The following is a 20,680-nucleotide window of genomic DNA, read 5'->3' as shown; positions in this document are numbered from 1 at the left end:
GAACTCGCGCCTTTTTTTGTGCTCCAAGGCTGGGAGAAGCGCGGGCGCGTCCCGCATGTGATGGTCAGGAGGTTCATGTGAACAAGTCGTTGCTGGTTGGTGCGGTATTGGGTGCTGTCGGTGTCACAGCCGGGGGTGCTGTTGCCACCTACAGCCTGGTTAAAAGCGGCCCTGAGTATGCGCAAGTATTAGCCGTTGAGCCGGTCAAGACACAGATCAAGACTCCACGTGAAGTATGCAAGGATGTAACGGTGACCCGTCAGGCACCGGTAAAAGATCAACACCAGATCGCCGGTACCGTGGTCGGCGCGCTGGCCGGTGGTTTGCTGGGCAACCAGATTGGCGGCGGTACCGGCAAGAAGATTGCCACGGTGGCCGGTGCGGTCGGTGGCGGTTATGCGGGCAACAAGGTGCAGGAGGGCATGCAGGAGCGTGACACCTACACCACCACGCAAACCCGCTGCAACACGGTCAATGACATCAGCGACAAGGTCGTCGGTTACGACGTGCGTTACTCGCTTGATGGCAAGGAAGGCAAAGTGCGGATGGATCGCGATCCGGGCAACCAGATTCCGGTCGACAAGGAAGGCAAGCTGATCCTGTCGCAGAATGAGCCGGCTCAGTAAGGATTTACGGTTGTGAAAAGAAGCACCCTGCGGGGTGCTTTTTTTGTGCTCGCGATTTCTTCAGTCAACCGATCTCCCGTTGATTCACCTGATCAATGTGGGAGCAGCCTTCGGCAGTTCCTGCAGGGAGCGGTGTGGAATCGCGGGCAAAAAAAAGCACCCCGGAGGGTGCTTTCTGGTTTCGCGCAAAGCTTAGCGCTTCAGCGAGGCCGGCAGGTGCGGCTGGATCGCCGTCAGTACTGCCTTGAAGCATTTGGTGTTGCCGGCAACGATGTGGCCTTTCTCAAGGAAGTCGTGACCACCGGTGAAGTCGCTCACCAGGCCGCCGGCTTCTTGAATCAGCAGGGCGCCTGCAGCCATGTCCCACTCGGACAGGCCCGATTCCCAGAACGCATCGAAACGACCGGCAGCCACGTAAGCCAGGTCCAGGCTCGCCGAACCGGCGCGGCGGATGCCGGCAGTCTGGCCAACCAGAGCGCGGAACATGCCCAGGTAGTTGTCGAGGTTGTCCATCTGATCGTCACGGAACGGGAAGCCAGTGCCGAGCAAAGCGCCGTCGAGGCTGGTGCGACCGCTTACGCGCAGACGACGACCGTTCAGTTGAGCGCCGCGACCACGGCTGGCGGTGAATTCTTCCTGGCGAACCGGGTCCAGAACCACTGCGTGCTCCAGGCGACCACGATATTTGCAGGCAATGCTCACTGCAAAGTGCGGAATGCCACGGAGGAAGTTGGTGGTGCCGTCCAGCGGATCGATGATCCACAGGTACTCTTCGCCTTCGATGCCGGTGCCAGCGTGCAGGCCGGTTTCTTCACCCTGAATCGAGTGATTCGGGTAAGCCTTGCGCAGGGCATCGATGATTTTCTGTTCAGCGGCGCGATCGACCTCGGATACGTAATCCTTGGCGTCTTTTTCGTCGACCTTGATGGTATCCAGGCGCTCGATGGAGCGGAAGATCAGTTCACTGGCGCTGCGGGCGGCGCGCAGCGCGATATTCAGCATGGGCTGCATGGATGTGTCACCTAAGGTTGTTAAAGAAAGCCGCGCATTCTATCAGAACTTTTCTTCAGGTGAAGGACGCTGTTCGCTTTCATAGCTTAACGGTAGGCTGTTCTGTAAGATTTGCCCCCCTTTCCTGTGTCCGAGAGCGCCTCCCTTGCTGCAGAACATTCGTGTCGTCCTGGTCAACACCAGTCACCCCGGCAACATCGGCGGGGCCGCGCGCGCCATGAAAAACATGGGTCTGTCGCGACTGGTGCTGGTCGAGCCGCGGGTCTTCCCGCACCACGAGGCCGACGCCCGCGCCTCCGGTGCTGGTGACATCCTTGAAAACGCGCAAGTCGTCGCCACCTTGGAAGACGCTTTGGTAGGTTGCAATCTGGTGCTCGGCACCAGCGCCCGTGACCGGCGCATTCCCTGGCCCCTGCTCGATCCGCGCGAATGCGGCAACAAAGTGGTTGAGGAAGCCGGGCAGGGCGCCGAGATTGCTTTGGTGTTCGGCCGTGAAGATTCCGGCCTGACCAACGAAGAGCTGCAGCGATGTCATTTTCACGTGCACATCCCTTCCGACCCGACCTTCAGTTCGCTGAATCTCGGGGCGGCGGTGCAGGTATTGAGTTATGAAGTGCGCATGGCCTGGCTGGCCGCACAGGGTCAGCCGAGCAAGGTCGAGAAAGAAGAAGTGGCCTCGGTGAAAAGCGCCGAGCTGGCGACCATGGATGAGCTGGAGCGATTCTATGAGCACCTGGAGCAGACACTGGTTGCCATCGAATTCCTCGACCCGGAAAAGCCACGCCACTTGATGGCGCGCCTGCGCCGGTTGTACGGACGCAGCTCGGTCAGCCGGGCGGAAATGAATATTTTGCGTGGCATCCTCACGGAAACCCAGAAAGCGGCCCGTGGCGAGCTTCTAAAGCGGAAGGATTGAATGATGTTTGAGCGTTTGCGTGAAGATATCCAAAGCGTATTCCATCGAGACCCGGCGGCGCGTAACGCTTTTGAAGTCCTGACCTGCTACCCCGGCATGCATGCGATCTGGATTCATCGTCTGGCCGGCATGCTCTGGCGCAACGAGTTGAAGTGGCTGGCGCGACTGGTGTCGAACTTCGGTCGCTGGCTGACCGGGATCGAGATTCATCCGGGCGCCAAGGTCGGTCGGCGGTTCTTCATCGACCACGGCATGGGCATCGTTATTGGTGAAACCGCCGAGATCGGCGACGACGTCACCATCTATCAAGGCGTGACCCTCGGCGGCACCAGCTGGAACAAAGGCAAGCGCCACCCGACACTGGGTGACGGCGTGGTGGTCGGCGCTGGCGCCAAGGTGCTTGGCCCGTTCACGGTGGGTGCCGGCGCCAAAGTCGGCTCCAACGCTGTGGTCACCAAGGAAGTGCCGCCGGGCGCCACGGTGGTGGGGATTCCGGGGCGGATCATCGTCAAGACCGATGAAGAGCAGGACGCCAAGCGCAAAGCCATGGCGGAAAAGATCGGTTTCGACGCCTACGGTGTCAGCGAAGACATGCCCGACCCGGTGGCCCGCGCCATCGGCCAGTTGCTCGACCATCTGCAAGCGGTGGATGGGCGCCTGGAAGGCATGTGCGGCGCGCTGAAGGATCTGGGCAGCAATTACTGTGCGAAAGATCTGCCTGAGCTGCGCGAAGAAGACTTCGCCTGCGTCAAAGGCAAGGACGAATCGAAAGCCGGCTAAAGCCTCTGTAGGAGCTGCCGAAGGCTGCGATCTTTTGATTTTGCCTTCTTAAGATCAAAAGATCGCAGCCTTCGGCAGCTCCTACAAAGGCGTCCAGCAGCTGGTGTGCCATTGGGCTGCAGACCCTGCTATCATTCGCGCGCTCTTTTGCGGGTAAACCCGACTAAAGCACTAGGTCTTATAGTTGACTTAAATGCTCGGGAATTGCATACTCCCGCCCATTCCGAACTCCGTGGTAACTGTCCATGCGACTGACTACAAAAGGCCGATACGCCGTGACCGCCATGCTTGACCTGGCGTTGCACGCGCAGCACGGGCCGGTGTCTCTGGCCGATATCTCCGAGCGCCAAGGCATCTCCCTGTCCTACCTCGAACAGCTGTTCGCCAAGCTGCGCCGCAGCAATCTGGTTTCCAGCGTTCGCGGTCCGGGTGGTGGCTACCAGTTGTCCCGCGACATGCAGGGCATCCAGGTCGCCCAGGTGATCGATGCGGTGAACGAATCGGTCGATGCCACCAAGTGCCAGGGCCAGGGCGATTGCCATTCCGGCGATACCTGCCTGACCCATCATCTGTGGTGCGACTTGAGCCTGCAGATTCACGAATTTCTGAGCGGTATCAGCTTGGCCGACCTTGTGACTCGCCGTGAGGTACAAGAAGTGGCCCAGCGTCAGGACCAGCGCCGTTGCAGCAGCAAGGCGCCACGCCTGGACAAGATTGAAGCGTCCGCCGTCGAATGACAGCCGAAGAGCTACCCGCGGCACGCCAGCCCTGATTTAGGAGATAGTCCATGAAATTGCCGATTTACCTTGATTACTCTGCAACCACCCCGGTTGATCCGCGCGTTGCGCAGAAAATGAGTGAATGCCTGCTGGTCGACGGAAACTTCGGTAACCCGGCGTCCCGCTCCCACGTGTTCGGCTGGAAGGCTGAAGAGTCCGTCGAAAACGCTCGTCGTCAGGTGGCCGATCTGGTCAACGCCGACCCGCGCGAAATCGTCTGGACCTCCGGTGCCACCGAATCCGACAACCTGGCGATCAAGGGCGCGGCACATTTCTACGCCTCCAAGGGCAAGCACCTGATCACCAGCAAGATCGAGCACAAGGCTGTCCTCGACACCATGCGCCAGCTGGAGCGTGAAGGTTTCGAAGTGACCTACCTCGAGCCGACCGAAGACGGTCTGATCACCCCGGCAATGATTGACGCGGCACTGCGCGAAGACACCATTCTGGTGTCGGTGATGCACGTCAACAACGAAATCGGCACCATCAACGACATCGCCGCCATCGGCGAGATGCTGCGCGCCAAAGGCGTGCTGTTCCATGTCGACGCGGCTCAGTCCACCGGCAAGGTCGAAATCGATCTGCAGAAGCTGAAGGTCGACATGATGTCGTTCTCCGCCCACAAGACTTATGGCCCTAAAGGCATCGGCGCGCTGTACGTCAGCCGCAAGCCGCGTGTGCGCATCGAAGCGACCATGCACGGCGGCGGTCACGAGCGCGGCATGCGTTCCGGCACCCTTGCGACCCACCAGATCGTCGGCATGGGCGAAGCGTTCCGCGTAGCCAAGGAAGACATGGCCGCTGAAAACGTGCGCATCAAAGCCTTGAGCGATCGCTTCTACAAGCAGGTCGAGCATCTGGAAGAGCTGTACGTCAACGGCAGCCTGACCGCCCGCGTTCCGCACAACCTGAACCTGAGCTTCAACTACGTTGAAGGCGAGTCGCTGATCATGGCGCTCAAGGATCTGGCGGTATCGTCCGGTTCGGCCTGCACCTCGGCTTCGCTGGAGCCTTCGTACGTACTGCGCGCCCTGGGCCGCAACGACGAACTGGCACACAGCTCGATCCGCTTTACCTTCGGCCGTTTCACCACCGAAGAAGAAATCGACTACGCCGCGCAGAAAGTCTGCGAGGCCGTTACCAAGCTGCGCGCTCTGTCGCCGCTGTGGGACATGTACAAAGACGGCGTCGATATCTCGAAAATCGAGTGGGCGGCACACTAACTATAGAAGCCGCCGGATACAGATCCTGTAGCGACGCGGCGTTAACGCAGCGCAGTTGCAGGGTCTCAAGAGCGGCCCTGATGAGTGAGGATTGAGAATCATGGCTTACAGCGAAAAGGTCATCGACCACTACGAAAACCCGCGCAACGTCGGCAAGATGAACGCGGAAGATCCTGATGTCGGCACCGGCATGGTCGGCGCTCCGGCGTGCGGCGACGTGATGCGTCTGCAGATCAAGGTCAACGATCAGGGCGTTATCGAAGACGCCAAGTTCAAGACCTACGGTTGCGGTTCGGCAATCGCCTCCAGCTCCCTCGCTACCGAGTGGATGAAGGGCAAGACCCTGGACGAAGCCGAAACCATCAAGAACACTCAGCTGGCCGAAGAACTGGCTTTGCCGCCAGTGAAAATCCACTGCTCCGTGCTCGCTGAAGACGCTATCAAAGCGGCTGTTCGCGACTACAAGCAGAAGAAAGGCTTGATCTGAATTTCAAGATTCGGCGACGAGTAAGGAGTCAACGATGGCTATCAGCATGACAGAAGCGGCTGCTCGACACGTGCGGCGCTCCCTCGACGGGCGCGGCAAAGGTGAAGGGATTCGTCTGGGTGTTCGCACCACAGGCTGTTCCGGCCTTGCCTATGTGCTGGAGTTTGTCGACGAGGTAGTGGCGGAGGATCAGGTGTTCGAGAGTCACGGCGAAAAAGTGATCATCGACCCGAAAAGCCTGGCCTACCTGGACGGCACCGAGCTCGACTTCGTCAAGGAAGGGTTGAACGAAGGCTTCAAGTTCAACAACCCCAACGTGCGCGGTGAATGTGGCTGCGGCGAAAGCTTCAACATCTGAGGCTGGTCGTGGGTATTCCTTGTCATTTCGCTTTATTCGAGCTGCAACCGAGCTTCCGCCTGGATCTCGAGCAGTTGGCCACGCGCTACCGTGAGTTGGCGCGCGGCGTCCATCCTGACCGCTTTGCCGATGCATCCGAACGCGAGCAGCGCTCGGCGCTCGAGCAATCGGCGCGGCTCAACGACGCCTACCAGACGCTCAAGAGTCCGGCCCAGCGCGCACGCTACCTGCTGAAAATCAGCGGGCATGAAGTGCCGATGGAAGTCACCGTCCACGATCCCGAGTTTCTTTTGCAGCAGATGCAATGGCGCGAAGAGCTTGAAGATCTGCAGGACAGTGCCGACCTCGACGGTGTCGCGGTATTCAAGCGTCGCTTGAAGGCGGCTCAGGAACAGCTCAACGAAAGCTTCGCAGCCTGTTGGGATGATGCAGCGCAACGCGAGCAGGCCGAACGCCTGATGCGGCGCATGCAGTTCCTCGACAAGCTCACCTACGAAGTGCGCCAGCTGGAAGAGCGCCTCGACGATTAACCCAGTGCTGCCCTGATTGCACGCTGACAGACAGACAAGACCTGATCACCATGGCTCTACTGCAGATCGCCGAACCCGGCCAAAGTCCTCAACCGCACCAGCGCCGTCTGGCTGTGGGCATCGACCTGGGTACTACCAATTCGCTGGTCGCTGCGCTGCGCAGTGGTCTTTCCGAACCGCTGGCCGACGCCAACGGGCAGGTCATCCTGCCGTCCGCCGTGCGTTATCACGCCGACCGCGTCGAAGTCGGTGAGTCCGCCAAGCTGGCGGCAGCCTCCGATCCTCTGAACACCGTGCTCTCGGTCAAGCGCTTGATGGGTCGTGGTCTGTCCGACGTCAAGCAATTGGGCGAGCAACTGCCGTACCGCTTTGTCGGCGGCGAATCGCACATGCCGTTCATCGACACCGTGCAAGGCCCGAAAAGCCCGGTTGAAGTCTCCGCCGATATCCTCAAGGTCCTGCGTCAGCGCGCTGAAGCGACCTTGGGTGGCGAACTGGTTGGCGCGGTAATCACCGTTCCTGCCTACTTCGACGATGCGCAGCGTCAGGCCACCAAAGATGCGGCCAAACTCGCCGGTCTGAACGTGTTGCGTCTGCTCAACGAACCGACTGCGGCTGCGGTGGCTTACGGTCTGGATCAGCACGCCGAAGGTCTGGTGGCGATCTACGATCTGGGCGGCGGTACTTTCGATATCTCCATTCTGCGTCTGACCGGCGGCGTTTTTGAAGTTCTGGCCACTGGCGGCGACAGCGCGCTGGGCGGCGATGACTTTGATCACGCGATTGCCGGCTGGATCATCGAGAGCGCTGGCCTCTCCGCCGATCTCGACCCGGGCGCGCAACGCAATCTGCTGCAAACCGCCTGCGCGGCCAAAGAAGCCCTGACCGATGCGGCCAGTGTGGAAGTGGCTTACGGCGACTGGAAAGCCCAGTTGACTCGCGAAGCCTTCGATGCGCTGATCGAGCCAATGGTCGCGCGCAGCCTGAAAGCCTGCCGCCGCGCCGTTCGCGATTCCGGTATTGAACTGGAAGACGTCCACGCTGTGGTCATGGTCGGCGGTTCGACCCGTGTGCCGCGCGTTCGCGAAGCCGTTGCCGAAGCCTTCGGTCGTCAACCATTGACGGAAATCGACCCGGATCAAGTGGTGGCCATCGGTGCCGCGATCCAGGCTGACACCCTGGCTGGCAACAAGCGCGATGGCGGCGAACTGCTGCTGCTCGACGTGATTCCGCTTTCCCTTGGTTTGGAAACCATGGGCGGTCTGATGGAGAAGGTGATTCCGCGCAACACCACCATCCCCGTCGCCCGCGCTCAGGACTTCACCACCTATAAAGACGGCCAGTCGGCCATGGCGATCCACGTGTTGCAGGGTGAGCGCGAGCTGATCAGCGATTGCCGCTCTCTGGCACGTTTCGAATTGCGCGGCATTCCGGCGATGGTGGCCGGTGCGGCGAAAATTCGCGTGACCTTCCAGGTCGATGCCGACGGTCTGCTCAGCGTGTCTGCCCGTGAATTGGGCTCGGGCGTTGAAGCGAGCATTCAGGTCAAGCCTTCCTACGGACTGACCGACGGCGAAATCGCCAAGATGCTTAAAGATTCGTTCCAGCATGCCAATGACGACAAGGTCGCCCGCGTTCTGCGTGAGCAGCAAGTCGATGCCCAGCGCCTGCTCGAAGCGGTGCAGGGCGCGCTGGATGCCGATGGCGAGCGTTTGCTCGACGCCGAAGAGCGCATGGTCATCGAACTGCAAATGCAGGAACTGGCCGAACTGATGAAAGGTACCGATGGTTACGCCATCGAGCAGCAGACCAAGCGTCTGTCGCAAGTGACCGATGCTTTTGCTGCCCGCCGCATGGATCTGACGGTGAAAGCCGCTCTGTCGGGGCGCAACCTGAATGAAATCGAGGATATCTGATGCCGCAGGTCATTTTTCTGCCCCACGAGAAGTTCTGCCCTGAAGGTATGGTGGTCGAGGCTGCGCCCGGCACATCGATTCTCGAACTGGCCCATGAACACCATATCGAGATGGAAAGCGCGTGCGGCGGCGTCTGCGCCTGCACCACGTGCCACTGCATCATCCGCGAGGGTTTCGACTCGCTGGAAGAGGCCGACGAGCTGGAAGAAGACTTCCTCGATCGTGCCTGGGGCCTTGAGGCGCAATCGCGTCTGGCTTGCCAGGCCATCGTCGGTGAGGAAGACCTCACCGTCGAGATTCCGAAATATTCGCTTAACCATGCGGCCGAAGCGCCGCACTGACTGGTAAGACTGTCATGAGCTACGGTTGGAATGATGTTCAACGCATTGCAGAAGAGCTGGCCGAGGCCCATGAGGGACTCGACCCGTATTCTGTAGGTTTCGTCCGTTTGCAGCAGATGATTCTTGAACTGCCTGACTTCGATGCTACTTCCGGCCGGGTCGGCGAGAAGGTGCTCGAAGCGGTTCAGGAGCTCTGGGCCGCAGAATTGGACTGATCGTCTCGCAGGTTAGGCAATACCCAAGAACCCGCGTATAATTCGCGGGTTTAATTTTTCGCAAATTACCGTTTCTGGAGTTACACCATGGCTGTTCAACGTACTTTCTCCATCATCAAGCCTGACGCCGTTGCTAAAAACGTGATCGGCAAGATCACCACTCGCTTCGAAGACGCTGGCCTGCGCGTTGTAGCTTCGAAACTGAAGCAACTGTCCAAAGCCGAAGCCGAAGGCTTCTACGCTGAGCACAGCGAGCGCGGTTTCTTCGGTGACCTGGTTGCTTTCATGACTTCCGGCCCGGTTGTCGTTCAGGTTCTGGAAGGTGAAAACGCTATCGCTCGCAACCGTGAGCTGATGGGCGCTACCAACCCTAAAGAAGCTGCTGCCGGCACCATCCGTGCTGACTTCGCTGAATCGATCGACGCCAACGCCGTTCACGGTTCGGACTCCGAAGCTGCTGCCGCTCGCGAAATCGCTTACTTCTTCGCAGCTACTGAAGTAACCACTCGCTAAGCATTGCTTGCAGAGTGAAGGTGAATCCATGACTACATCGACTGTTAAAACAAACCTGCTGGGTCTGACCCAGCCGGAAATGGAAAAATTCTTCGACTCAATCGGGGAGAAGCGTTTCCGTGCCGGTCAGGTAATGAAATGGATTCACCACTTTGGCGTCGATGATTTCGACGCCATGACGAACGTCAGCAAAGCCTTGCGCGACAAGCTCAAGGCCATTGCTGAAGTGCGTGGTCCGGAAGTGGTCAGCGAGGACATCTCCAGCGACGGCACCCGTAAATGGGTGGTGCGCGTGGCGTCCGGCAGCTGCGTCGAGACCGTGTACATTCCCCAGGGCAAGCGCGGCACTTTGTGCGTTTCGTCCCAGGCAGGCTGTGCCCTGGATTGCAGTTTCTGCTCCACCGGCAAGCAAGGCTTCAACAGCAACCTCACCGCCGCCGAAGTCATCGGTCAGGTGTGGATTGCCAACAAATCTTTCGGCAGCGTCCCGGCCACCGTCGACCGCGCCATCACCAACGTGGTGATGATGGGCATGGGCGAGCCGTTGCTGAACTTCGACAACGTCGTCGCCGCCATGCATCTGATGATGGATGACCTCGGCTACGGGATCTCCAAGCGCCGTGTGACCCTGTCCACCTCGGGTGTGGTGCCGATGATCGATGAGCTGGCCAAGCACATCGACGTGTCCCTGGCGTTGTCCCTGCACGCACCGAACGACGCATTGCGTAACCAATTGGTGCCGATCAACAAGAAATATCCGCTTAAGATGCTGCTCGAGTCGTGCCAGCGCTACATGTCCGCCCTTGGCGAGAAACGTGTGCTGACCATCGAGTACACCTTGCTAAAGGACGTCAACGACAAGCTTGAGCACGCGGTGGAAATGATCGAGTTGCTTAAAGATATCCCGTGCAAGATCAACCTGATCCCGTTCAACCCGTTCCCGCACTCCGGGTACGAGCGGCCGAGCAACAATGCCATCCGCCGCTTCCAGGATCAGTTGCATCAGGCCGGTTTCAACGTCACCGTGCGCACCACCCGTGGTGAAGACATCGATGCCGCATGTGGTCAATTGGTAGGGCAGGTGCTGGATCGCACCCGTCGCAGCGAACGTTACATCGCCGTGCGCGAGTTGAGCGCCGACAGCGATCTGGCACAGAACGCCGCGAACACTAACTAAGAGAGGATCTCTATGTCCCTGCGCTTTGCGCTGCTGTTGCTGTTGGCCAGCCTGTGTGCTGGTTGTGTCCTGTCGGGTGACTACAACCCGATGAAGACCAGCAAGGGCCGCGATGAAGCGCGGGCTGCCTACGTGCAGCTGGGGCTGGGCTATCTGCAGCAAGGCATGACCGAGCGCGCCAAGGTGCCATTGAAGAAAGCGCTGGAGCTGGACGGTTCCGACCCCGACGCCAATGCGGCCCTCGGTCTGGTGTTCCAGGCCGAGATGGAGCCGGCACTGGCCGACGAGCACTTTCGCAAGGCCCTGTCCTCACGTCCCGCCGATGCGCGCATCCTCAACAACTACGGCAGTTTTCTCTACGAAGAACAGCGCTACAAGGAAGCCTACGAGCGTTTTGAACAAGCGGCCGCCGATACCCTGTATCCTGAGCGCTCGCGGGTCTTCGAAAATCTCGGCATGACCGCCGCCAAGCTTGGCCAGCGTGATCTGGCCCAGCAACAGCTGGAAAAAGCCCTGCGCCTGAATCGCCAACAACCACGCGCATTGCTGGAAATGGCTGAGTTGTCCTTCGAAGACAGGCATTATGTGCCCGCGCGTGACTATTACGACCGTTTCAGCCAGCTCACCGAACAAAATGCACGTAGTCTATTGCTCGGCGTTCGGCTGGCAAAAGTGTTTGAAGATCGCGACAAGGCAGCCAGTTACGGTCTGCAATTAAAACGACTCTATCCCGGTACGCCGGAATATCAGCAATACCTGTCGGAGCAATGATGAAAGCGGCGCATCCCGAAGTTGTAGCAGCGAATCGCGTAAATCCCGGTGAGACCCTGCGCCAGGCCCGCGAAAGCAATGGCTGGTCGCTGGCCGAAGTGGCCCTCAAGCTCAACCTCACCGTGACATCCCTGAGCAATCTTGAAGCCGGCGCTTTCGACAAGCTGCCGGGGCATACCTTCGCTCGCGGTTACATTCGCGCCTATGCCAAATTGCTCGGCATGGACCAGACCGTTCTGGTTCAGCAGTTCGACCAGTCCACCGGCACCGACTCCCAGGGCAGCAACGTTCACGCCCTCGGTCGTATCGAAGAGCCGGTGCGGGTTTCCCACACAATTTTGCGTATCGTCAGCCTGTTGCTGCTGATCGCGGTCATCGGCGGCGGATTCGTCTGGTGGCAGGATCAGACCTCGCAGCGCACCCGCGATCTGACCAGCCTCGCACCGGAGCACGTCGAAGTCGAAGGCGCTGACGGCACCACGCAGATCCACCCGATCGACGAGCCGGAAGACCAGGCTGTCGCCGAAAATCAGGCAGACAATTCGACATCGCTGGCCTTGCCGCAGTCGGAAACCAGTGCCGAATCGACCGGCGCCGAGTCTGCCGCGCCAGCAGCCGAGCCGGCTGCCCCGGCAGTTGCGCCAAGCGCACCGGCACAGACGCCTGCGCCAGTGGTGGCGGCTCCGGCCACTCCAGCGCCGAATGTCCCAGCGACACCTGCCCCGACCGCGCCGGTCGCCCAAGCGCCAAGCGCTGAAGCAGCTGCTCCGGTTGCCGGCGAAGGCCAGGTGCAATTGCAGTTCACCGGCGATTGCTGGGCACAGGTGACCGATGGCCGTGGCAAAGTGATTTTCAGTGGTCTGAAGCATAAAGGCGACAGCGTGAGCGTTTCCGGCAAACCGCCGCTCAATGTGCGTCTGGGCGTGGCCCGCGCAGCACAGGTCAGCTACAACGGCCAACCGGTCGATATCGCTCCGTTCACCAGTGGCGAGACTGCTCGCCTGAAGTTGGGTCAATAAGTCATGCACGGCGAATCTCCAATCAAACGTCGCGAATCGCGCAAGATCTGGGTCGGCAACGTACCGGTGGGCGGCGACGCGCCGATCGCTGTGCAGAGCATGACCAACAGCGACACCAATGATGTCGCTGCGACGGTGGCGCAGATCAATCGTCTGGAAGCCGCCGGCGTCGACATCGTTCGCGTCTCGGTGCCGGACATGGACGCCGCCGAGGCGTTCGGCAAGATCAAACAACTGGTCAAAGTGCCGTTGGTGGCCGATATCCACTTCGACTACAAAATCGCCTTGCGCGTAGCCGAACTGGGTGTGGACTGCCTGCGCATCAACCCGGGCAACATCGGTCGTGAAGATCGTGTGCGTGCAGTGGTCGATGCGGCCCGTGATCGCGGCATTCCGATCCGCATCGGCGTCAATGCCGGTTCGCTGGAAAAAGACCTGCAAAAGAAATACGGCGAGCCGACCCCGGCGGCGCTGGTCGAATCCGCGCTGCGCCACGTTGAACACCTCGAACGCCTGAATTTCCAGGACTTCAAGGTCAGCGTGAAAGCCTCCGACGTGTTCATGGCCGTCGAAGCCTACCGTTTGCTGGCGAAAGAAATCGTCCAGCCGCTGCACCTCGGCATCACTGAAGCTGGCGGTTTGCGTTCGGGCACGGTGAAATCCGCCGTGGGCCTAGGTATGCTGCTCGCCGAAGGGATTGGCGATACTATCCGCATCTCGCTGGCGGCCGACCCGGTCGAGGAAGTGAAGGTCGGTTACGACATTCTCAAGTCTTTGCATCTGCGTTCCCGTGGCATCAACTTCATCGCCTGCCCGAGCTGCTCGCGGCAGAACTTCGATGTGGTCAAGACCATGAACGAGCTGGAAGGGCGCCTTGAAGACCTGCTGGTGCCGCTGGATGTCGCGGTCATCGGTTGCGTGGTCAACGGCCCCGGCGAAGCCAAGGAAGCCCATATCGGCTTGACCGGCGGCACGCCCAACCTGATTTACATCGACGGCAAGCCGTCGCAGAAGCTGACGAATGACAATCTGGTGGACGAGCTGGAAAAGCTGATCCGCCAGAAAGCGGCCGAAAAGGTCGAAGCTGACGCTGCCGTTATCGCGCGCGGCTGATCGAACGAATTAAGGAAATTTTGTGAGCAAGTCTCTGCAAGCCATTCGTGGCATGAACGACATCCTGCCCGAACAGACCCCGCTGTGGCGTTATTTCGAAGGCACCGTGGCGCGTCTGCTGGATAACTACGGTTACAAGCAGATCCGCATGCCGATCGTCGAGTTCACTGAGCTCTTCAAGCGCTCGATCGGCGAAGTCACCGATATCGTCGAAAAAGAGATGTACACCTTCGAAGACCGCAACGGTGATTCCCTGACCCTGCGTCCGGAAGGCACTGCGGCCTGCGTACGTGCAGTGCTCGAGCACGGCATCACCGGCGGTGGTCAGGTGCAGAAACTCTGGTACATCGGCCCGATGTTCCGCCACGAGCGTCCGCAGAAAGGCCGTTATCGCCAGTTCCACCAGATCGGTCTGGAAGTGTTCAACCTCGACGGTCCGGACATCGACGCCGAGCTGATCATCATGACCTGGCGCCTGTGGGGCGAGCTGGGCATCCGTGATGCGGTCAAGCTCGAACTCAACAGCCTCGGCACCAGCGAATCCCGTGGTCGCTATCGTGAAGCGCTGGTCGAGTACCTCTCGGCGCACCACGACAAGCTCGATGAAGACAGCCAGCGTCGCCTGAAAACCAACCCGCTGCGCGTGCTCGACACGAAAAATGCCGACACCCAGGCCGTGCTGGTCGATGCGCCGAAAATGGCCGACTACCTCGACGACGAGTCCCGCGCTCACTTCGAAGGCCTGAAGGCGCGTCTGGATGCCGTTGGCATTCCTTACGTGCTCAATCCGAAACTGGTGCGTGGCCTCGATTACTACAGCAAAACCGTTTTCGAATGGGTCACCGACAAGCTCGGCGCCCAGGGCACCGTGTGCGCGGGCGGCCGTTACGACGGTCTGGTCGAGCAGATGGGCGGCAAGCCAACCCCGGGCGTCGGTTTCGCCATGGGCATCGAGCGTCTGGTATTGATGCTCGAAACCCTTGAGCAGATCCCGCAGGAAATTTCCCGTCAGGTCGACGTCTACCTCTGCGCCTTCGGTGAAGAGGCCGAGCTGGCCGGTCTGGCCCTGGCCGAACGGGTTCGCGATGAACTTCCAAACCTGCGCCTGCAAGTCAATGCCGGCGCCGGCAGTTTCAAAAGCCAGTTCAAGAAGGCCGACAAGAGCGGTGCGCTGTACGCATTGATCCTCGGTGACGACGAAATGGCCCAGCAAGTGGTAGGTTTCAAACCCCTGCGTGGCCAGGGCGAACAACAAAGCATTGCCTGGGATGCGCTCGCCGCTCACCTGGCCACCTGCGTCGTGCAGGGTTGAAGCTGTCTTAACAGCCGATTTAGCGATTAAGGAGTATTGGGGTGTCGAGTACCGAAGACGAACAGTTGGCGGATTTGAAGGACTGGTGGACACGCAACGGCAAACCTCTGGTCACCGGCGGCCTGTTGGCGCTGGTCATCGTGTTCGGCTGGCAGGCATATCACAAATACCAGAGCAACCAGTCGCAAGGCGCCTCGGTGCTCTATCAGCAATTGCTGGAAACCACGCTGACGCCTGACGGCAAGCCTGATGCCGCCCGCGTTGCGGATCTGGCCGGCAAGCTCAACAGCGAATACGGCGGTTCGGCCTACGCGCAGTACGGCAGCCTGTTCGTCGCCAAAGTAGCGGTCGACAGCGGCAAGCTGGACGACGCGGCAACCGAACTCAAAGCCATCGTCGACAAGCCGGCCAACCCGGCGCTGGGCGAAATCGCCCGTCAGCGTCTGGCGCAGGTGCTGGGCGCGCAGGACAAGGCCGAAGACGCCCTGAAACTGCTCGACGGCGATGCCGACAAAGCGTTCCTGGCCACTCGCGAAGAACTCAAGGGCGACCTGCTGGTGCGCTTGGGCCGTACCGATGACGCGAACAAGGCGTATCAAAAAGCCAAGGCGGCACTGTCGGATGAAGCGGCGGTCGGTGGCCTTCAAATCAAGCTCGACGACCTGGCCAAAGGGGATGCGTGACGTGATCCGTTGGAAGCATGCAGCATTGCTGGCTCTGGCCCTTCTGGCCGCGGGTTGCAGCAGCAACAGCAAGAAAGAATTGCCACCGGCCGAACTGACCGACTTCAAAGAAGAAGTGGTTCTGCAGAAGCAGTGGAGCCGCTCGATCGGTGATGGTCAGGGCGAAACCTACAACATGCTGGTGCCGGCGATCGACGGTGACACCATCTACGCCGCCGATGTGACCGGTGTCGTAATGGCCATGGATCGCAGCAACGGCGACGTGAAGTGGGACCAGGATCTGGAACTGCCTGTCTCCGGCGCCGTCGGCGTGGGTTACGGTCTGGTACTGATCGGTACCCTGCGTGGCGAAGTCGTCGCTCTGGACACCAGCAACGGTGAAGAGAAGTGGCGTGCCCGCGTCAACAGTGAAGTCCTCGCGCCGCCGGCCAACAATGGCGACGTGGTCGTTGTGCAGACCCAGGACGATCGTCTGATCGGTCTGGACGCTGCCACCGGCAACCAGCGCTGGGTGTATGACAGCACCCCGGCGGTCCTGACCCTGCGTGGCACAAGTGCTCCGCTGGTCACCAACCGCCTGGCGGTAGCTGGCCTTTCGACCGGTAAAGTGGTCGCGCTGGACATCTCCAACGGCGTGCCAGTGTGGGAACAACGCATCGCCATTCCACAGGGGCGTTCGGAACTGGAGCGCGTGGTCGACATCGACGGCGGTCTGCTGCTGTCCGGCGGCACGCTGTACGTGGCCAGTTATCAGGGTCGCGTTGCGGCGCTGGATCTGGAAAGCGGTCGTCAACTGTGGCAGCGCGACGCGTCGAGCTACGCCGGTATCGCTCAGGGTTTCGGCAGCGTCTACGTAAGCCTGTCTTCGGGCACCGTTGAAGGCGTCGACGAGCGTTCCACCACCGCACTGTGGAGCAACGACTCGCTGGCTCGCCGTCAACTGTCGGCACCGGAAGTGTTCTCCAGCTACGTAGCTGTGGGTGACCTGGAAGGTTATCTGCATCTGCTGAGTCAGGTCGACGGTCGTTTCGTCGGCCGTGAGCGCATCGACAGCGACGGCCTGCGTGCCCGTCCGCTGGTGGTGGGCGACACGATTTATGTGTATGGCAACAGCGGCAAACTGGAAGCCCTGACCATCAAGTAACAACTATGCTTGGGGTTCATCCCCAAGCGGCCCTGCATCAGCAGGGTTTGCAGCGCCCCCGGGTGTTGCCCCGAGCACCAGCCGCTGCCTCGCAGCGGCTTTTGTATTTTCTGAAATAACGAAGTGGAGAGCCGCATGGTTCCCGTAATCGCCCTGGTGGGCCGACCGAACGTCGGCAAGTCCACCTTGTTCAACCGCCTGACCAGGACTCGTGACGCCATCGTCGGCGACCTGTCCGGTCTGACCCGTGATCGCCAGTACGGTGAGGCCAAGTGGCAAGGGCGTTCCTACATTCTGATCGACACCGGCGGTATCTCCGGTGACGAACATGGTATGGACGAAAAAATGGCCGAGCAGTCGCTGCTGGCCATCGAAGAAGCCGATGTGGTGCTGTTTCTGGTAGATGCCAAGGCCGGTTTTACCGCTGCCGACCAGATGATCGCCGAGCATTTGCGCAAACGTAACAAGCGTTCCCACGTGGTGGCCAACAAGGTCGACAACATCGACCCGGAAATGGCCCGCGCCGAATTCGCTCCGCTGGGCATGGGCCACGCGATCCCTATCGCCGGCGCCCACGGCCGTGGCATCACGCAACTGCTGGAAGCCGCTCTGAGCGAATTCCCGCGCGATGATGACGAGCCGGCTGAAGGCGAAGAGGAAGAAGTCGTTGCCGAAGGCGAGGAAGCCAAGCGCATTCCTGGTCCGAGCGAAAAAGACGGGATCAAGATCGCCATCATCGGTCGTCCGAACGTCGGCAAGTCGACCTTGGTCAACCGCATGCTCGGTGAAGACCGGGTCATCGTGTATGACCAGCCGGGCACCACCCGCGACAGCATCTACATTCCGTTCGAGCGCAATGAAGAGAAGTACACGCTGATCGACACCGCCGGTGTGCGCAAGCGCGGCAAGATCCACGAAGAAGTCGAAAAATTCTCCGTGGTCAAAACCCTGCAGGCGATCAAAGACGCCAACGTGGTGATCTTCGTCATGGACGCCCGCGAGGGTGTGGTCGATCACGACTTGAACCTGCTGGGCTTCGCGATCGAATCCGGTCGTGCGCTGGTCATCGCGATCAACAAGTGGGACGGCATGACGCCGAGCGAGCGCGACTTCGTCAAAGTCGAGCTGCAACGTCGACTGTTCTTCGTCGACTACGCCGACATTCACTTCATCTCGGCCCTGCACGGCACGGGCGTGGGCAACCTCTACGCTTCGGTGCAGAACTCGTTCAAGTCCGCGGTTACCCGCTGGCCGACCAACCGTCTCACCCAGATTCTGGAAGATGCGGTGGGCGAGCACGCGCCACCGATGGTCAACAACCGCCGGATCAAGCTGCGTTACGCTCACTTGGGTGGTGCGAACCCGCCGATCATCGTGATCCACGGTAACCAGATCGAGAAAGTGCCGAAGTCGTATGTGCGCTATCTGGAAAACACTTACCGTCGTGTGCTCAAGCTGGTCGGTACGCCGATCCGCATCGAGTTCAAGGGCGGCGAGAACCCGTACGAAGGCAACAAGAACACGCTGACCGACCGCCAGGTCAACAAGAAGCGTCGCTTGATGTCGCACAACAAGAAAGCCAGCAAGAAGCGCCGCGACAAGAAATAGAAGCAGCTGCGAGTTTCAAGCTGCAAGCTGCAAGTAAAAGCGGTAAAGCAGAGAGGGCTTCGTATGAAGCCCTTTTTTGTGGGCGCGGGTTTTTGCTTGCAGCTTGCAGCTTGACGCTTGAAACTTGCAGCTCACCTGCAAGGGGCCTCCGATGATCACCAGCAAGCTGCCGAATGTCGGCATCACTATTTTCACGCAGATGTCTCAGCTCGCGGCGCAGACCGGCGCGATCAACCTGTCCCAGGGTTTCCCGGATTTCGACGGCCCGCAGTCGTTGCGTGATGCGGTCGGGCGGCATATCGCCAGTGGCCATAACCAGTATTCGCCGATGACCGGTTTGCCGGCATTGCGTCAGCAGATCGCGGCCAAGATCGCCCGCAGCTACGGCGTGACTGTCGATGCCGATCATGAAGTGACGGTAACGCCCGGCGCGACCCAGGCGATCTTCTGCGCGATTCAGGCAGTGATTCACAGCGGCGATGAAGTCATCGTCTTCGATCCATGCTACGACAGTTACGCACCGGCAACGGAGCTGGCGGGTGGTCGTTGCGTGCATGTGCAGCTGAATCCGGTCGATTTCTCCATCGACTTCGACCAGCTCGCTGCGGCCCTGAGCCCGCGCACGAAAATGATCGTCATCAACACCCCGCACAACCCCAGCGGCGCATTGATCAGCCGCGCCGAGCTCGATCAACTGGCGGCGTTGATCCGTGATCGCGACATCTATCTGATCAGCGACGAAGTCTACGAGCACTTGGTTTTCGACGGCATGCCACATGTCAGCGTGCTGGCCCATGAAGAGCTGTATCAGCGCGCGTTCGTGGTCAGCTCGTTCGGCAAGACTTACCACGTCACCGGCTGGAAAACCGGCTACGTCGTCGCACCGCCAGCGCTGACGGCCGAATTGCGCAAGGTGCATCAGTACGTCAGTTTCTGTGGCGTCACGCCGCTGCAATACGCGCTGGCCGATTACATGGCCGAGCACCCGGAGCACGTTGAAGAGCTGCCGGGTTTCTATCAGGCCAAGCGCGATCTGTTCTGCGATCTGCTCGCGCCGTCGCGCTTCAGTTTTACCCGGGTCACCGGCACCTATTTCCAGTTGGTCGATTATTCGCAGATCCGTCCGGATCTGAACGATGTTGAGATGGCCATGTGGATGACTCGCGAGCACGGTGTCGCGAGCATTCCGGTGTCGGTGTTCTACCAGAATCCACCGCAGGGCCAGCGCCTGATACGCCTGTGCTTTGCCAAACGCGAGGAGACGCTGCGTGAAGCGGCGGCGAAACTATGCGTGATCTGAGTGCATTGCCAGACCTGACCCTGGCGCTGATCCAGACCAGCCTGGCCTGGCACGATCGCCAGGCCAATCTCGAGCATTTCGAGCTGCTGCTGGAGCAGGCCCGGGGCGCCGATCTGATCATCCTGCCGGAGATGTTCACCACCGGATTCTCGATGGAATCGGAAACCCTCGCCGAAGCCGAAAACGGCCCGACCAGCAAATGGCTGCGGGCGCAGGCAGCGAAGTTCGATGCGGTCATCACTGGCAGCGTGATCATTCAGGCGGCTGACGGCAGCCATCGCAACCGCTTGCTCTGGGCGCGGCCAGACGGCGAAGTGCTGCATTACGACAAGCGGCACCTGTTCCGCATGGCCGGCGAGCACAACCATTACACGCCCGGCGAGCGGCAGGTGCAGTTCGAGCTCAAGGGTTGGCGGATTCGTCCGCTGATCTGCTACGACCTGCGCTTCCCGGTGTGGAGCAGGGACGCGCAGGACACCGATCTGCTGCTGTACACCGCCAATTGGCCGGGCGCACGGCGTCTGCACTGGAACCGCCTGCTGCCGGCACGAGCGATTGAAAATCTCTGCTACGTGGCAGCGGTAAATCGGGTGGGCAGCGATGGCAAAGGCTTCGCCTATACCGGCGACAGTCAGGTGCTGGATTTCCAGGGCGAGACGTTGCTGGCGGCGGGGGAGGCGGATGGCGTGTTCAAGGTGATTGTGGAAGCGGCGCCGTTGTCGGCGTATCGCGAGCGCTTTCCGGCGAACCTGGATGCCGACACTTTCGAGTTCACCTGAGGCAGCCGATCGTTCCCACGCTCTGCGTGGGAATGCAGCCCGTGACGCTCCGCGTCACTGGACGCGGAGCGTCCCTTGA

23 protein-coding genes are annotated in these 20,680 nt (G+C 60.2%); 22 read left to right on the top strand and 1 reads right to left on the bottom strand.

Going from position 1 to position 20,680, the window contains the following annotated elements:
- The first annotated feature begins 77 nt into the window (after nt 1–77).
- Nucleotides 78–626 (top strand): glycine zipper 2TM domain-containing protein, encoded by a 549-nt coding sequence (locus tag D8U60_RS11880; RefSeq protein WP_007916907.1) that lies wholly within the window; start codon nt 78–80, stop codon nt 624–626.
- Between the two features lie 192 nt (nt 627–818).
- Here the strand turns inward: D8U60_RS11880 and suhB are convergent, their stop codons facing one another.
- A complete protein-coding gene (suhB, locus tag D8U60_RS11875) occupies nt 819–1,637 on the bottom strand; it encodes an inositol-phosphate phosphatase (RefSeq protein WP_016773320.1) in 819 nt (272 codons plus the stop codon).
- A 145-nt stretch (nt 1,638–1,782) separates the two neighbouring features.
- Between suhB and trmJ the strand changes: the two genes are divergently transcribed.
- The 21 genes from trmJ (at nt 1,783) to D8U60_RS11770 (ending at nt 20,601) form a co-directional block, all read left to right on the top strand.
- Nucleotides 1,783–2,553 (top strand): tRNA (cytosine(32)/uridine(32)-2'-O)-methyltransferase TrmJ, encoded by a 771-nt coding sequence (gene trmJ, locus D8U60_RS11870; protein WP_073473313.1) that lies wholly within the window; start codon nt 1,783–1,785, stop codon nt 2,551–2,553.
- Nucleotides 2,554–2,556: 3 nt separating this feature from the next.
- Nucleotides 2,557–3,333: a serine O-acetyltransferase gene (gene cysE, locus D8U60_RS11865; RefSeq protein ID WP_024014221.1), complete on the top strand. Its 777-nt coding sequence runs from the start codon at nt 2,557–2,559 to the stop codon at nt 3,331–3,333.
- Between the two features lie 245 nt (nt 3,334–3,578).
- On the top strand, nt 3,579–4,070 hold the full coding sequence (gene iscR / locus D8U60_RS11860; RefSeq protein WP_016773323.1) for a Fe-S cluster assembly transcriptional regulator IscR: 492 nt from the start codon (nt 3,579–3,581) through the stop codon (nt 4,068–4,070).
- Between the two features lie 50 nt (nt 4,071–4,120).
- A complete protein-coding gene (locus D8U60_RS11855; protein WP_016773324.1) occupies nt 4,121–5,335 on the top strand; it encodes an IscS subfamily cysteine desulfurase in 1,215 nt (404 codons plus the stop codon).
- A gap of 100 nt (nt 5,336–5,435) precedes the next feature.
- Complete coding sequence (gene iscU, locus D8U60_RS11850; protein ID WP_003227907.1) at nt 5,436–5,822, top strand: Fe-S cluster assembly scaffold IscU; 387 nt, start codon at nt 5,436–5,438, stop codon at nt 5,820–5,822.
- A gap of 34 nt (nt 5,823–5,856) precedes the next feature.
- Nucleotides 5,857–6,180, top strand: coding sequence for an iron-sulfur cluster assembly protein IscA (iscA, locus tag D8U60_RS11845; RefSeq protein ID WP_003227904.1), 324 nt, complete (start codon nt 5,857–5,859; stop codon nt 6,178–6,180).
- Nucleotides 6,181–6,188: 8 nt separating this feature from the next.
- Nucleotides 6,189–6,710, top strand: a complete 522-nt coding sequence (hscB, locus tag D8U60_RS11840) for a co-chaperone HscB (RefSeq protein WP_016773325.1) — start codon at nt 6,189–6,191, stop codon at nt 6,708–6,710.
- Between the two features lie 50 nt (nt 6,711–6,760).
- Nucleotides 6,761–8,626, top strand: a complete 1,866-nt coding sequence (gene hscA / locus D8U60_RS11835) for a Fe-S protein assembly chaperone HscA (RefSeq protein WP_024014218.1) — start codon at nt 6,761–6,763, stop codon at nt 8,624–8,626.
- Nucleotides 8,626–8,967 (top strand): ISC system 2Fe-2S type ferredoxin, encoded by a 342-nt coding sequence (gene fdx, locus D8U60_RS11830; RefSeq protein ID WP_016773327.1) that lies wholly within the window; start codon nt 8,626–8,628, stop codon nt 8,965–8,967. The genes hscA and fdx overlap by 1 nt, the downstream gene beginning before the upstream one ends.
- 14 nt (nt 8,968–8,981) lie before the next feature.
- Entirely contained in the window at nt 8,982–9,182 is a 201-nt protein-coding gene (gene iscX, locus D8U60_RS11825; RefSeq protein ID WP_016773328.1) for a Fe-S cluster assembly protein IscX, read from the top strand.
- Nucleotides 9,183–9,269: 87 nt separating this feature from the next.
- Nucleotides 9,270–9,695, top strand: coding sequence for a nucleoside-diphosphate kinase (gene ndk / locus D8U60_RS11820; RefSeq protein WP_024014216.1), 426 nt, complete (start codon nt 9,270–9,272; stop codon nt 9,693–9,695).
- A 28-nt stretch (nt 9,696–9,723) separates the two neighbouring features.
- On the top strand, nt 9,724–10,872 hold the full coding sequence (rlmN, locus tag D8U60_RS11815; RefSeq protein ID WP_024014215.1) for a 23S rRNA (adenine(2503)-C(2))-methyltransferase RlmN: 1,149 nt from the start codon (nt 9,724–9,726) through the stop codon (nt 10,870–10,872).
- 12 nt (nt 10,873–10,884) lie between these two features.
- Nucleotides 10,885–11,643 (top strand): type IV pilus biogenesis/stability protein PilW, encoded by a 759-nt coding sequence (gene pilW, locus D8U60_RS11810; protein ID WP_016773330.1) that lies wholly within the window; start codon nt 10,885–10,887, stop codon nt 11,641–11,643.
- Entirely contained in the window at nt 11,643–12,662 is a 1,020-nt protein-coding gene (locus tag D8U60_RS11805; protein WP_024014213.1) for a RodZ family helix-turn-helix domain-containing protein, read from the top strand. The genes pilW and D8U60_RS11805 overlap by 1 nt, the downstream gene beginning before the upstream one ends.
- A 3-nt stretch (nt 12,663–12,665) precedes the next feature.
- Nucleotides 12,666–13,775: a flavodoxin-dependent (E)-4-hydroxy-3-methylbut-2-enyl-diphosphate synthase gene (gene ispG / locus D8U60_RS11800; protein ID WP_016773332.1), complete on the top strand. Its 1,110-nt coding sequence runs from the start codon at nt 12,666–12,668 to the stop codon at nt 13,773–13,775.
- 22 nt (nt 13,776–13,797) lie between these two features.
- The gene (gene hisS / locus D8U60_RS11795) at nt 13,798–15,087 is read left to right on the top strand and encodes a histidine--tRNA ligase (RefSeq protein ID WP_024014212.1); all 1,290 of its coding nucleotides are present in this window, start codon (nt 13,798–13,800) and stop codon (nt 15,085–15,087) included.
- A 41-nt stretch (nt 15,088–15,128) separates the two neighbouring features.
- Entirely contained in the window at nt 15,129–15,770 is a 642-nt protein-coding gene (locus tag D8U60_RS11790; protein ID WP_016773334.1) for a tetratricopeptide repeat protein, read from the top strand.
- Entirely contained in the window at nt 15,763–16,914 is a 1,152-nt protein-coding gene (gene bamB, locus D8U60_RS11785; RefSeq protein WP_051600540.1) for an outer membrane protein assembly factor BamB, read from the top strand. The genes D8U60_RS11790 and bamB overlap by 8 nt, the downstream gene beginning before the upstream one ends.
- 135 nt (nt 16,915–17,049) lie before the next feature.
- Entirely contained in the window at nt 17,050–18,522 is a 1,473-nt protein-coding gene (gene der / locus D8U60_RS11780; protein WP_024014210.1) for a ribosome biogenesis GTPase Der, read from the top strand.
- Between the two features lie 151 nt (nt 18,523–18,673).
- Nucleotides 18,674–19,822 (top strand): pyridoxal phosphate-dependent aminotransferase, encoded by a 1,149-nt coding sequence (locus D8U60_RS11775; protein ID WP_130900182.1) that lies wholly within the window; start codon nt 18,674–18,676, stop codon nt 19,820–19,822.
- Nucleotides 19,810–20,601: an amidohydrolase gene (locus D8U60_RS11770; protein WP_110603672.1), complete on the top strand. Its 792-nt coding sequence runs from the start codon at nt 19,810–19,812 to the stop codon at nt 20,599–20,601. The genes D8U60_RS11775 and D8U60_RS11770 overlap by 13 nt, the downstream gene beginning before the upstream one ends.
- Nucleotides 20,602–20,680 lie beyond the last annotated feature (79 nt).

This window comes from Pseudomonas sp. Sample_11, from assembly GCF_004307505.1.
Lineage (GTDB): Bacteria > Pseudomonadota > Gammaproteobacteria > Pseudomonadales > Pseudomonadaceae > Aquipseudomonas > Aquipseudomonas atacamensis.
Note: the sequence above shows the minus strand (reverse complement) of the source record. Positions and strands in the feature narration are given on the sequence as shown.